Source organism: Arthrobacter sp. UYCu723 (assembly GCF_054059215.1).
Genome location: NZ_JBSSBW010000001.1, coordinates 1,785,892 through 1,799,031 on the forward strand (window position 1 = coordinate 1,785,892; position 13,140 = coordinate 1,799,031).

At 68.2% G+C, this 13,140-nt stretch carries 8 protein-coding genes and 3 pseudogenes; 10 read left to right on the forward strand and 1 reads right to left on the reverse strand.

Annotated features, from left to right (window positions below; all coding sequences use genetic code 11):
• Positions 1-140 precede the first annotated feature (140 nt).
• From ACVWZ8_RS08315 to ACVWZ8_RS08360, 10 genes and pseudogenes are all read left to right on the forward strand, one after another.
• Positions 141-911 (forward strand): DeoR/GlpR family DNA-binding transcription regulator, encoded by a 771-nt coding sequence (locus ACVWZ8_RS08315; RefSeq protein WP_426975290.1) that lies wholly within the window; start codon positions 141-143, stop codon positions 909-911.
• On the forward strand, positions 908-2,092 hold the full coding sequence (locus tag ACVWZ8_RS08320) for an MFS transporter (protein ID WP_426975288.1): 1,185 nt from the start codon (positions 908-910) through the stop codon (positions 2,090-2,092). Before ACVWZ8_RS08315 ends, ACVWZ8_RS08320 begins: the two co-directional genes overlap by 4 nt.
• A gap of 16 nt (positions 2,093-2,108) precedes the next feature.
• Positions 2,109-3,605 (forward strand): bifunctional phosphatase PAP2/diacylglycerol kinase family protein, encoded by a 1,497-nt coding sequence (locus ACVWZ8_RS08325; RefSeq protein WP_456504351.1) that lies wholly within the window; start codon positions 2,109-2,111, stop codon positions 3,603-3,605.
• A 169-nt stretch (positions 3,606-3,774) separates the two neighbouring features.
• Positions 3,775-4,729, forward strand: a pseudogene (locus ACVWZ8_RS08330) (ABC transporter ATP-binding protein).
• 3 nt (positions 4,730-4,732) lie between these two features.
• The gene (locus tag ACVWZ8_RS08335; RefSeq protein WP_426975285.1) at positions 4,733-5,647 is read left to right on the forward strand and encodes an ABC transporter permease; all 915 of its coding nucleotides are present in this window, start codon (positions 4,733-4,735) and stop codon (positions 5,645-5,647) included.
• A 34-nt stretch (positions 5,648-5,681) separates the two neighbouring features.
• Positions 5,682-6,968 (forward strand): sensor histidine kinase, encoded by a 1,287-nt coding sequence (locus tag ACVWZ8_RS08340; RefSeq protein ID WP_456504352.1) that lies wholly within the window; start codon positions 5,682-5,684, stop codon positions 6,966-6,968.
• Between the two features lie 115 nt (positions 6,969-7,083).
• Complete coding sequence (locus ACVWZ8_RS08345; protein ID WP_456504353.1) at positions 7,084-7,728, forward strand: response regulator; 645 nt, start codon at positions 7,084-7,086, stop codon at positions 7,726-7,728.
• Positions 7,729-7,963: 235 nt separating this feature from the next.
• Entirely contained in the window at positions 7,964-9,385 is a 1,422-nt protein-coding gene (locus tag ACVWZ8_RS08350) for an amino acid permease (RefSeq protein WP_426975282.1), read from the forward strand.
• 264 nt (positions 9,386-9,649) lie between these two features.
• Positions 9,650-10,554: pseudogene (locus ACVWZ8_RS08355) on the forward strand (intradiol ring-cleavage dioxygenase).
• Between the two features lie 68 nt (positions 10,555-10,622).
• Positions 10,623-11,950: pseudogene (locus tag ACVWZ8_RS08360) on the forward strand (M18 family aminopeptidase).
• A 46-nt stretch (positions 11,951-11,996) separates the two neighbouring features.
• Here the strand turns inward: ACVWZ8_RS08360 and ACVWZ8_RS08365 are convergent.
• Positions 11,997-13,094 carry an ATP-binding protein gene (locus ACVWZ8_RS08365; protein WP_426975278.1) on the reverse strand — a complete coding sequence of 366 codons (1,098 nt, stop codon included), beginning with the start codon at positions 13,092-13,094 and terminating at the stop codon, positions 11,997-11,999.
• Between the last annotated feature and the right edge of the window lie 46 nt (positions 13,095-13,140).

Consider the following 13,140-nt stretch of genomic DNA (forward strand, 5'->3'; position numbering starts at 1 on the left):
TGAAGGTCCTGCGCTTCGTCTCGGTGCCGTCCGGGCGTAGCTGCTGACCCATTCGCCGTCGAAATGCCCGCACCGGCAGCCGGCCTGCCTTGACCTGCGCACAAGATGATTAAATGATCACAAAGCGTTAGCATTTGAGCATGAGTACTGATGAGCGGCACCGCCTGATCGGCGAACTGCTGCGCAGCCGGGAGCAAGTGACGGTGGACGAACTGATGGCCGCCTGCGGCGCCTCCGGCGCCACCATCCGGCGCGACCTCGACGTCCTGGCCCTGCACGGCGTGCTGCGGAGGGTCCACGGCGGAGCCAGGAGCCTGCTGTTCGGCGGCGAGAACCCGGAATACGGACAACGCGAGCTGGAAGATCACACCGTCAAGGTGCGGATTGCCGCGGGGGTTGCGGCACTGCTCAAGGACCGCGGCCACGTCTGGCTGGACAGCGGCACCACGGCCACGGAAATCGCCCGCCAGCTGCAGCAGCGCGAGATGACGATCATGCCGATGTCCTTGCGCGCGGTCAGCGCGCTGACCGCGGATTCCCCGGCCGGACGCCGCCCCGAGCTGTTGCTGCCGGGCGGAAGCCTGGTGCCCGGAGAGCAGTCCTTCCGCGGACCCATGGCGGAAGCCAATATCCGCTCGCTGCGCTTCGACACGGCCGTGGTCACCCCCTGCGCGGTGAACTTCCAGGACGGGCTGCTGGCCCACGATCTCGACGACGCCGCCGTGAAGCGCGCCGGACTTGAATCCGCGGCCCGGGTGATCGTCGCCTGTGCCGGCTCCAAATGGAACGCCAGTGCCGTGGCCCTCGTCGCGCCGCTCGATGCCGTGGACGCCATTGTCACGGACAAGGCGTTCAGCCCCGAAGAACTCGCCCGACTTGCCCAACACTCGGTGGAAGCAGTGATCGTATGACCCAAACCGCAACCCGCCCGCAGCTCAAGGCCGCGGCCGCCGCCACATTCCTGATTTTCGGCATCAACGGACTCGTGTTCGCCAGCTGGGCCGCCCGCATTCCCGCGGTCACGGAGATCCTGCACATCACCTCCGGGCAGATGGGGACACTGCTGCTGTGCGTGGCGGTCGGTTCGCTGATCGCCCTGCCCACCGCCGGCCACGTGGTCGGCAGGATCGGGACGGCGAACACCGTCCGCGCCGCAGGGCTCCTGGCCGCGGCCGCCGGAGTCGGCATCGCGCTGTCGCTGGCAGCCGAAGCCGTCCCGGGGACCGCGATCTCGCTGTTTTTCTTCGGCATCGGCATCGGGCTGTGGGATGTATCGCAGAACATTGAAGGGGCCGACGTCGAGCACAAGCTGGGCCGCACGATCATGCCGCAGTTCCACGCCGCCTTCAGTGGCGGCGCCTTCGTCGGCGCCCTGATCGGCGCGGGGCTGTCCAACATCGGCGTCGGGCTTCCGGCTCACCTGCTGGTGATCGTTGCCGTCGTGGCGGCGGCAACCCTGCTGGCGCCGAAGTACTTCCTCGAGCATGTTCCGGCGGCCGAACCGCTGGCCGGGGAAGCCAAGCCCCGGGCCGCGAGTGCCTGGCGGGATGGCCGCACCCTGCTGATCGGCGTCGTGGTCCTCGGCGCCACGCTCACCGAAGGCGCGGGCAACGACTGGATCGCCAAGGCCGCGGTGGACGGGCTCGGCGCCACCGAGTCCACCGGCGCCCTGCTGTTTGCCGCGTTTGTCCTGGCCATGACCGCCATGCGCTTCTTCGGCGGCCGGGCCATCGATGCATACGGCCGGGTGGCCGTGCTCCGGGCCAGCATGGCCGCGGCGGCCCTGGGGCTGGGACTCTTCGTGTTTGCCGGCGATATCTGGCTCGCCACGGCCGGCGCCGCGCTGTGGGGCACCGGGGCGGCCCTCGCGTTCCCGGTCGGAATGTCCGCGGCTGCGGATGATCCCAAGCACGCCGCCGCCCGGGTCTCGGTGGTGTCCACCCTGGGCTACATCGCCTTCCTCGCCGGACCTCCGTTGCTGGGCTACCTGGGCGACGTGACCGGCATCAGGATGGCCCTGCTGGCGATCGGGATCCCGATTCTGGGTGCGCTTCTGCTCGCCGGCGCCGCGAAGCCCCTGCGCGCCAGGTGAGCAGTAGGGTGGTCAGATGCGAAGCATGCTGAGGAAAGCGCCGGGGCGGCTGGCGAGGTTCGACCGTAAACTGGTGCGGGCTGTGTCAGCCCTCCCGGGAGGTGGCCATGACGAGTTCTTCCGGCAGTTGTCCGCCGCGGCGAACAAGGGAAAGCTGTGGTTCGGCATCGCCGCCGTGATGGCGCTGTTTCCCGGCACGACCCGGCGCGCCGCCCTCCACGGCCTGCTGGCGCAGGGCGTTGCGTCCGGCATCACCAACCTGGGTTTCAAGACACTGCTGCCGCGGGCCCGGCCGCTTCCCGAGCATCTTCCGGCGTTCCGGTTTGTCCACCCCCAGCCCACCAGTTCCTCCATGCCCTCGGGCCACTCCGCCTCGGCCGTGGCCTTCGCACTCGGTGTGGGACTGGTCCGCCCGGCGCTCGGCGCCGCACTGGCCCCCGTCGGGGCCGGAGTGGCTTACTCCCGGGTCCACACGGGAGCGCACTGGCCATCGGATGTCCTCTTCGGCTCGGCCATCGGCGCTGGAGCAGCCCTGGCCGCGAGGAAGTGGTGGCCGGTCCGGCCACCCTTCCCGGAGACCCGTCGCACACCGGTGAAAGCCGCGGAACTGCCCCAGGGGCGTGGCCTCGGGATCGCCGTGAACACGCTCGGGGGCTCCTATTCCACGGAGACCGCCGCCGCCCTCCAGAATGTATTCCCGGAGGCGTACATAAAGGAAATCGGCCAGAACGAGGACGTCGCCGCAGAAATCACAGCGGTGGCCAGCCGCCCCGGGATCGTGGCGCTGGGCATCTGGGGCGGCGACGGAACGATCGGCACGGCGGCCGCGGTCGCCGTCGAACGTTCCCTTCCGCTGCTGGTACTGCCTGGCGGAACTCTTAATCACTTTGCCCGGGACGCCGGTACGCCGGCACTGGAGGACGCCGTCAAAGCAGCCACCCGGGGCGAGGCCGCAGCGGCCGACGTCGGCCAGGTGGCCGTGGAGCGCGGGCTTTCGGACAGCCCAGAGCGGCTGCAGCTCAGCATGCTGAACACGGCCAGCATCGGGCTCTACCCCAACCTGGTCCGCCGCCGGGAACATCTGCAGCCGGCGCTGGGGAAGCCGCTCGCCGGTGTCGTCGCCATGTTCCGGACCTTCGCCGCGGGGACCCCGACCACGCTGATCGTGGACGGGGTGCGGCACAAGCTCTGGATCCTCTACATCGGCCGCGGCCGGTACTACCCCCGCGACCACGCCCCGATCGTGCGGCCAGTGCTGGACGACGGCGTCTTCGACCTGCGGATGATCACCGCCGACGAGTCGTTCGCGCGGCTGCGCCTGCTGTGGGCGGTGCTGACGGGAACCGTGGCCTCGTCCCGGATCACGCATCTGAGCGAAAGCAGCCGGATCCGGGTCGAAGCAGCGGACACGAACTTGGTAATGGCGGTCGACGGCGAAGTCATGCCGGCCGTTCGTGCCGTCGAATTCTCGGTGCAGCCGGCCGTGCTGACGTACTACTCGCCCGCGCCCTGAGCGGCATGCCCCCTGAGCCGCCGTCATCCTCCCGGACTACCCTGATTCGACCCTGAATCATCCCTGAGACCGGCGAAATCCCGTGTCCTCGTCGGTAGCGTGGTGTGTGCACCCGGACCTGGAATGAACGCCCGGTCCTGACAACACCCGCTACCAAAGGAACGCTTCCATGATCGAAGCACGAGGCCTGACCAAGGTTTACGGCGAAAAGACCGCCGTCGCCGGTGTCAATTTCACTGTCGAAGCCGGCCGGGTCACCGGCTTCCTTGGCCCCAACGGGGCCGGTAAATCCACCACCATGCGCATGATCATGGGACTGGACCGGCCGACGTCGGGCACCGTCACCGTCAACGGCGCCCCGTTCGCCCGTCACGCCGCGCCGCGGCGCGCCGCGGCGCGCCGTCGGCGCGCTGCTCGACGCCAAAGCCGTGCACACCAGCCGCTCGGCCTACAACCACCTCCTCGCGATGGCGGCCACGCACAGCATCGCCAGGAAGCGCGTGCACGAAGTCATCGAGATGACCGGACTGGCCGACGTCGCCAAAAAGAAGGTCGGCGGCTTCTCGCTCGGCATGGGCCAGCGGCTCGGCATCGCCGCGGCGCTGCTCGGCGACCCGCAGACCATCATCCTGGACGAGCCGGTCAACGGCCTGGACCCGGAGGGGGTGGTGTGGGTCCGCAACCTGGTCAAGTACCTGGCCTCGGAGGGCCGCACCGTGTTCCTCTCCAGCCACCTGATGAGTGAAATGGCCGTCACCGCCGACCATCTGATCGTGATCGGCCGCGGCCGGATCATCGCCGACGCCCCGATCCAGGAGATCATCACCGGCAAGGGCCAGAGCCGCACCCGGGTCCGCACCGACCAGCCGGAGCAGCTGATGCACCTGCTGGCCGGCGCCGGCGTGTCCGTGGAGCTGAAAGAAAACGAACTGCTGGAGGTCAAGGGCCTTGATCCGCGGCAGATCGCCCGCGCCGCGCTCGACAGCCACGTCATGATCTACGAACTCACCCCGCTTCAGGCCAGCCTCGAGGAGGCCTACATGGAACTGACCAAGGATGAGGTCGAATACCACTCGCTGATCACCACGGGCGCACCCGCCCCCGTCACGTCCGGAGGCAACTAAGCCATGAGCTCAACCACCCTCGAACCCACTCCCGCCCCCCGTGGCGCCCACGCCGGAACCGGCGCTGGCGACGCCCCTGCCGGCAAGCTGTCCGGCAACGGCACGAGCACCGGTCCCGGCCCGTCCTTCCTCCGGGTGCTGAACTCCGAATTCATCAAGTTCCGCACCCTGCTGTCCACCCTGATCCTGCTCGGCTCCACCGTCCTCGTGGTGGTGGGCTTCGGTGCCCTCTCCGCGTGGGGTACCGGACAGTTCGCCCAAGCCGCGGCGACGGACCCGCAGGCGGCCGGCGCGTTCGCCGCCCAGGGCGGGGATCTCGCCGTCGGAGTCCCCACCTCCGGCATCGCCTTCGCCCAGCTGATCCTTGGCTCGCTCGGCGTGCTGCTGATGAGCTCGGAGTTCACCACCGGCATGGCCCGCTCCACGTTCGCGGCCGTGCCCCGGCGGACGCCCGCATTTGTCGCCAAGCTGCTCGTGGTCATGGTGACCGCCTTCGTCCTGACCGCCGTCTCGGTGTTCCTCGCCGGCCTGGTGTCCCTGCCGATCCTGGGCAACTACGACCTCAAGCTGGACCTCGGCAGCTCCCAGTCGGTCAAGCTCCTGCTGGTCAACAGCCTCTATGTCGCAGCCGTGGCCGCGATCGGCATGTCCCTCGGCGCCCTGATCCGCAACTCCGCCGGCGGCATCATGAGTCTGGTGGGACTGTTCTTCGTGGCCCCGATCGCGTTCCAGCTGATTCCGGGTGACTTCTTCGTGGAGGCCCGGAAGTACCTCCCCGGCAACACCGTGGAGCCGCTGACGGCCGTGCAGCACGTCCCGGACACCCTCGAAGCCTGGCAGGCCGCCATGGTGTTGGGCGCCTGGGTGGTCATCCCGGTGGTGCTCGCCGGGGTCCTGCTCAAGAAACGGGACGTCTAGGCGGGCCATCAGACCCACCGTCTAGGCTCAGGGCATGACCGATGCAGTACCCGTGAAGGATGCGCCAGCCGGCCAGGCTGACGCGTCCTTCGCCGAAATTACCGCCCGCCGGCGCGGCCGGCTCCGGCGTTACCTGTTCCAGCACCCCCGCATCATGGACGCCGTCGTGGTGCTTTGCTACCTGGTCCTCGTCACGCCCACCGCGGTGGAATCCGTGACCGACGGCGTCTGGCCGGCCGCCGTGCTGCTCGCGGCGACGGCCGCGGCCCTGGTCTTCCGGCGGACCCACCCGGTGCCGGTCGTGGTGGCGGTGGCGGTGCTGGAGGTGGCTGTCACCCTGCTGCACCCCTGGGGCTCCAACGTCTCCGCCGGGCTGTGGTTCTCGCTGTACTCGGTGGCCGTCGTCCGCAGCCGGCGCTTCGCCTTCATCACTCTGGCCGCGGCCACGGCCCCGCTGGCACTCCTGTACTTCTTCATGGCGGTGGGCCCGCTGGACGGCCGCCTCCCGGACACGGCCGTCAGCTCGCCGAAGAACTTCCAGCTCGTCACGAGCATCGCGGCCGGGATCAGCATCACGCTGTCCAACGTCATTGCGACCGGAATCGGCATCTCGGTCCGGCAGCGGCGTGAGCACGAGCACGAGATCGCCGCCTGGGCCGCGCGGACCGCACAGCTCGGTTCCGTCAACGAGCGCAACCGCATCGCCCGTGAAAAGCACGACGTGGTGGCGCATTCGCTCACGGTCATGATCAGTCTCTCGGACGGGGCCGCCGTCGTGGTCCGGAAGGACCCGGACCGGGCCGCCGACGTCCTCGGCGAACTGTCCCGCACGGGGCGCACCGCACTGGCGGACATGCGCCGCGTCCTCGGGGTGTTGCGCGACGACTCGGCCGCGGGAAAGGCTCCGCGCGAGCCGCTCGTGGCTGGCGACAACCTGGCCAAGCTGCTGGAAGGATTCCGCACCGCGGGCCTGCCGCTGCACTACACCCACACCGGCCCGTCGCTGCCGGAGGACGCGGCGTTCCAGCTGACCGTGTACCGGATCGTGCAGGAATCCCTGACCAATGTGCTGCGCTACGGCCGCTCGCTGGGACGCGTGGATGTGGAGATTGTGCGCGACGGCGGCACCGTCAGCATTGACGTGCTCGACGACGGGAAGGGGACCGTGGAGTCCGGCGCGTTCGTGGGCACCGGCCAGGGTCTGGCCGGAATGCGGGAGCGGACCCGCATCTACGCAGGCAGCGTGGAGGCCGGGCGCACCCTCGACGGCGGCTGGCGCGTGCATGCCGTCCTGAACTGCAACGGCGGCAACGGGAATTGACACAAAGGAAAATGATGAGCGAAACTCCACCGATCCGCATCCTGCTGGTCGATGACCAGCCGCTCCTCCGGATGGGCTTCCGCCTGATCCTGGAGGGCGAGGATGCCTGCGCATCGTGGGAGAGGCATCCGACGGCGCCGAGGCGGTGCGCCAGGTCCGGGAACTCAGCCCCGACGTCGTGCTGATGGACGTGCGGATGCCGGTGCTGGACGGGATCGAGGCGACGCGGGCCGTCACGGCGTCCGGGTCCTGCGCGAAAATCATCATCCTGACCACCTTCGACCTGGACGAGTACGCCTTCGCGGGGCTGCAGGCCGGGGCTTCTGCGTTCCTGCTCAAGGACGTGGCCCCTGCCGAACTGATCAGCGCCGTCCGGGTGGTGGCGAGCGGCGACGCCGTGGTGGCACCGCGGATCACCCAGCGGCTCCTCGAGACCTACGTCCGGGGATTCGGATCCGGGGCGGGCGGAGCCGCCAGGGTTTCCGGCGGCCCGGACAGCCAGGCCGCGGCGGGAGCCGGTGCGCGCCCGGCGAAGGACCCGCTGCTGGATGACCTCACGCCGCGTGAGACGGAAATGCTCGGGGCGATGGCCGAGGGGCTCTCCAACGCGGAGATCGCGCACCGGTACTTCCTCTCCGAAGCCACTGTCAAGACCCATGTGCGCCGGATCCTGACCAAACTCCACCTCCGCGACAGGGTGCAGGCCGTGGTCTACGCCTATGAAACCGGCCTCGTGGTTCCGAGCAACCCGGACTACTGACGCCAGGAGCCTGAAACAGTGGTTTCAGGCACATTCCGGATTTGCCTGTGAGGAAACTTTAATTGCCTGATGCGCCTCCATGTTGGAGTCCCGCCCGGTTTGCCCAGCGTAAACTGTGGGATTGCACAGAACAGGCGGGGGACGGCCCGGTCTAGGGTGAAACGACACTGTGGTCCGCCGCACATCATGCCAGGCATGACGGACGGGCCGACACCCCCACGAAGGACGTCGCTTAATGCAGGCTGACCAGCAACTCTCGAAATCCCTTAAACCCAGGCATCTGTCCATGATCGCCATCGCCGGCGTGATCGGCGCCGGACTCTTTGTGGGTTCCGGCGCCGCCATCCAGCAGGCCGGTCCCGGCATCCTCCTTGCCTACACGGCGGCGGGTCTCGTCGTCATCCTGGTCATGCGCATGCTCGGCGAAATGGCCGCGGCCAACCCGGAAACCGGCTCCTTCTCGACGTACGCGGACAAGGCCCTGGGCCGCTGGGCGGGCTTCAGCATCGGCTGGCTCTATGCCTGGTTCTGGATCATCGTGCTCGGCATCGAGGCCACGGCAGGGGCGGCCATCATGCACCGCTGGGTGCCGGGCATCGACCAGTGGGTCTGGGCCCTCATCCTGATGGTGCTGCTCACGCTCACCAACCTGGGGTCCGTGAAGTCCTATGGCGAGTTCGAATTCTGGTTCGCCTCCATCAAGGTTGCCGCGATCGCGCTGTTCCTGCTCTTCGGCGCCGCGGCGATCCTCGGCCTGGTCCCCGGTGTCCCCGCCCCGGGACTGAGCAACCTGATCGACAACGGCGGGTTCCTGCCCAACGGTCCGGGAGCTGTCCTGGCGGGCATCCTCGTGGTGGTGTTCTCCTTCTTCGGCGCCGAAATCGCCACCATTGCCGCCGGTGAATCCGAGAACCCGGTCGATGCCGTGAAGAAGGCCGTGAAGTCCACCGTCTGGCGCATCCTGGTGTTCTACATCGGCTCCATCGCCATCGTGGTCACCCTGCTGCCCTGGAACTCCGCCTCCGTGGCCAAGAGCCCCTATGTCGCCGTGATTGAGCTCTTCGGCATCCCCGGCGCCGGCACCATCATGGACATCGTGGTGCTGACCTCCGTGCTGTCCTGCCTGAACTCCGGCCTGTACACGGCCAGCCGCATGCTCTTCTCGCTCTCCCGCCGCGGCGACGCCCCCAAGTCCTGGATGCGCATCTCGAACCGCGGTGTCCCGGCCGCTGCGGTCCTGGCCTCCACGGTGGTCGGCTTCATCACCGTCGGTCTGAACTACATAGCCCCGGACACTGTGTTCCTTTTCCTGGTCAACACCTCCGGCGCCATCGCACTGTTCGTGTGGCTCGTCATTGCCAGCTCACAGCTGATCCTGCGCCGCCGGATGGGCGCGGCTGCCAAGGACCTCCAGCTGAAAATGTGGCTCTTTCCGTACCTGACCTGGGTGGCCATCGTCAGCATCGTCGCCCTGCTGATCGGCATGGTGATCCTGGAATCGACCCGGGAGTCGCTGCTGCTCTCGCTCGCCCTCGCGGCCGTCGTCGTTGGGATTGGCCTCTGGCGGTACCGGACGGGCGGCGGGAAGTCCGCCGTCCACCCCGGGGAAGAAGTGGCCGCCGAGGAAGCCAGCGTCGGCGCCGGCACGGGGTCGTAGGCGCCCGGCCCCTCTGCACTGCACCCCCGGACATGCCCAGCCCTCGATACCAGGGATGGACATAATGCCAATATGTCCAGTCCCCGCGGCCAGGGGAGGGCATGTCCGGTGGGCGGACCAGGGACATGCCCAGTCCTGCGTTCCAGGGATGGACATAATGCCAATATGTCCAGTCCCCGCGGCCAGGGGAGGGCATGTCCCGGGCACAGCTCCCTCACAGGAAGGCCTTAGTCCAGGCATAGTCCGCTGGGGTTACATGGGTGCATGACCACGCCAACCCAGCCGCCGCACGAGCCGCACCCCAATCACGACCGCGGCCTGGAGTTCGACCTCTCCACCCTGATGAGCCGCCGCTCGCTGGGCATCTTCTTCGGGGCCGGCACGGCGGCCGCCGCCCTCGCGGCCTGCACCCCGGGCGGGTCTGCCGGATCCGGAAGCACGACGTCGGCGTCCCCGGCGCCGACTCCGGCCGCCGCCGGCACAGCCACTACGACGCCGTCGGCCTCCTCCACGCCCACCCTGACCCGGGCAATCGCCGAATGCGGCGTCGAAGTCCCTAAGGAAACAGCAGGACCGTTCCCAGGTGACGGTTCCAACGGCCCCAACGTGCTGGCGGCATCCGGCGTCGTCCGCCAGGACATCACCTCCAGCTTCGGCACCTCCAACAGCACGGCCGACGGCGTGCCCCTGACCGTCACGCTGACCCTCCTGGACAACTCCAATGGCTGCACGCCGCTGGCCGGTGCCGCGGTCTACGCCTGGCACTGCGACAAGGACGGCAAGTACTCCATGTACGATTCCGGCCTCAGGAACGAGAACTACCTCCGCGGCGTCCAGGAGCCGACGCCAACGGCAAGGTGACTTTCAAGACCGTCTACCCGGGCGCCTACAGCGGCCGCTGGCCGCACATCCACTTTGAAGTGTTCGAGTCCATGAGCAACGCGACGGCGGCGGGGCAGGTCCTCGCCGTCTCGCAGATCGCGCTGACCGAGGCGGCCTGCAGGGACGTCTATGCCTCCGCCGGCTACGAGTCCAGCGCGCAGAACTTCCCGCGCACCACACTGAAATCGGACAACGTCTTCGGCAATGACGGCGGCATCTACCAGCTGGCCACGATGGCCGGCTCGGTGTCCGCGGGCTACACGGCCGGACTCAATGTCACGGTATAGCTAACGGTGCAGTGGACCGTGTAGCCGGGGCCGGGCGGGGCCGGGGCCGCGGCGCTAGACTCGGTGCCATGCCTTCACACCCCAGTGCCGCAGCCCACATCCAGGACCTCGGCGCCTACGTCATCGCCTCGCCCTCCAGCTTCCATGCCGTCCACGAGGCCGCCCGCCGGCTGGACGAGGCGGGCTTCACCGGCCTGGACGAACTGCAGCCCTGGGACGGTGCCTCCGGCGCAGGCGGAAAGTTCTACATGATCCGGGACGGCGCCCTCATCGCCTGGGTGGTGCCTGAGACGGCCGGCCCCACCGCCGGCTTCAACATCCTGGGCGCCCACACCGATTCGCCGTCGTTCAAACTCAAGCCCAAACCCACCACCGGCAAGTTCGGCTGGCTGCAGGCCGGCGTCGAGGTCTACGGCGGACCCCTGCTCAACTCCTGGCTGGACCGCGAACTGCAGCTTGCCGGACGCCTCGTGATGCTCGACGGCACCCAGCACCTCACTGCGACCGGACCGCTGCTGCGCTTCCCCCAGCTGGCCATCCACCTGGACCGCTCCGTGAACGAGGGCCTGGCCCTGGACAAGCAGCAGCACATGAACCCCGTTTACGGCCTCGGCGAGCCCGCGGACGGTGACCTCCTGGCGCTGCTCGCCGGGCGCGTCAAGGGCAAGAACGTCGATCCGGCGCAGATCGGCGGCTACGACGTCGTCATTGCGGACACGCAGGCGCCCGCCGTCTTCGGCGCCAAGGGCGAGTTCTTCGCCTCGGGCCGGCTGGACAACCTCTCCGCGACGCACGCCGGCCTCGAGGCACTGATCGCGCACGCCAAGGGTCCGCTGCCGGAAGGCACACCGATCGCCGTCCTGGCCGCCTTCGACCACGAGGAAATCGGCTCCGCCTCCCGCTCCGGTGCGTCCGGGCCAGTCCTCGAGGACGTGCTGGTGCGCATCTCCGACGGGCTGGGGGCCTCGGTGAGCCAGCGGCGGCAGGCTCTTGCAAGGTCGTTCTGCGTCTCCGCCGACGCCGGGCACGCCGTGCACCCCAACTACCCCGAGCGGCACGATCCGGCGAACCGGCCGGCCCTCAACGGCGGCCCGCTGCTGAAGATCAACGCCAACCAGCGCTACGCCACGGACGGCCCCGGCGCCGCCGTCTGGGCGCGGCTCTGCACGGACGCCGGCATCCCGTACCAGGAGTTCGTCTCCAACAACGTGATGCCCTGCGGCTCCACGATCGGCCCGCTGACGGCCACCCGGCTCGGGATCAGGACGGTCGACGTCGGCGTGCCCCTGCTCTCGATGCACTCCGCCCGTGAGCTCTGCGGCGTGAGCTCTGCGGCGTCGAGGACCCCTACCGGCTGGCGAGGGTGACGGAGCTGTTCTTCCGCACGGCGGCGTAGGCCTTGCGGGCTCGTTCCGGGCACGCGCCCAATCGATACAGGCGGCTCAGGCTGTGGGTTGCGACCTGAGGTGCCGGCGCAACCCTGGGATAGCGAAATCGACTTTGCCGTGCCCGGCCGACTCAATGAGTCCGGCGGCTAGGAGCCTGGTCCGATAGTTCGCGACGAGGTTTGTCCTGGCTCCGAGCCGTTGCCCGATGTCACCCGAGGCCGACGGTCCGTCGTCTTCGGCCATTGCACGCAGGAATTCCATGTCCTTGGGTGAGGCAGTGGAGAGGGCCGCTTCGATCACGGTGCGTGCATTGCGCCGCTCGGCGGCAGCAATGGCCCTGTTGACCGCCTCTGGCTCGACCCTTCCGTCGTTGTTTTCTGCTTCCCTCCAGAGGAAGTATCCGACCAGTTGGATAAGAAACGGATATCCTTCGGTGGCTTCGGCCGCTTGGCGGACCAATCCTTGGGCAATATCGAAGTCCGCCGCGGCGAACGTCTCCGCGAACGAGGACTCCACGTCCCGGACTGCGGCCGCATGCAGATCGATCTTGTCGGCCCGACGGAGGAATGTCGCCACGCCCTCGTTGAGCAAGTCTGACACCGCAGCCGGCAGCCCGGCAAAGACCAGCCCAATGGGAAGCCGGTCCTGAATAAAATGTTGGACACTGGCTGCCAACTGCGCCAACTCAGTACGGTCAGCCGCATGGATTTCATCCACTGTGATGACAAGGCCGGCGCCGCGTGCCTGAAGGATTCCGAGGAGTTCCTCGGCGATACCCCGCCATGCGACCTGGCGTTCCGGTGGGAGTTGTGTCGTAAGGCTGAAGCCGGCCGCAGAGATCGCTGTGATACGGCGACCTTGCGGTCCAGTCCCTAGTTCTTCGGTGAACTGACGCATGGATTCGCCGATCCTGCCCATGAAGCCCGCCGTTGCGGTCTCGGAGATCACGGCCCAGCCGTGATCCCGGGCCATGTCGTGGGCGGCGCCGAGCATGACGGTCTTGCCGATGCCGCGCGCACCGGTGAAGATGGTCAGAAGTCCCGGCGCTCCAGACCCGAGGCGCAATCCGTAGTCGAACTCGTCGAGGAGGCCTGCACGGCCGATAATTTCCGGCGGCGTGGCGCCGGCAGAGGGGCGAAACGGGTTCTCCACGAATTTCCCTTGTGAGTGCTTGTGTATCTTGTGAGTTTAGTTCGCT

Coding starts and splice junctions, on each gene's coding strand:
- ACVWZ8_RS08325 (WP_456504351.1), top strand. CDS start 2,109: ATGCGAAGCATGCTGAGGAAAGCGCCGGGGCGGCTGGCGAGGTTCGAC.
- ACVWZ8_RS08315 (WP_426975290.1), top strand. CDS start 141: ATGAGTACTGATGAGCGGCACCGCCTGATCGGCGAACTGCTGCGCAGC.
- ACVWZ8_RS08340 (WP_456504352.1), top strand. CDS start 5,682: ATGACCGATGCAGTACCCGTGAAGGATGCGCCAGCCGGCCAGGCTGAC.
- ACVWZ8_RS08320 (WP_426975288.1), top strand. CDS start 908: ATGACCCAAACCGCAACCCGCCCGCAGCTCAAGGCCGCGGCCGCCGCC.
- ACVWZ8_RS08335 (WP_426975285.1), top strand. CDS start 4,733: ATGAGCTCAACCACCCTCGAACCCACTCCCGCCCCCCGTGGCGCCCAC.
- ACVWZ8_RS08350 (WP_426975282.1), top strand. CDS start 7,964: ATGCAGGCTGACCAGCAACTCTCGAAATCCCTTAAACCCAGGCATCTG.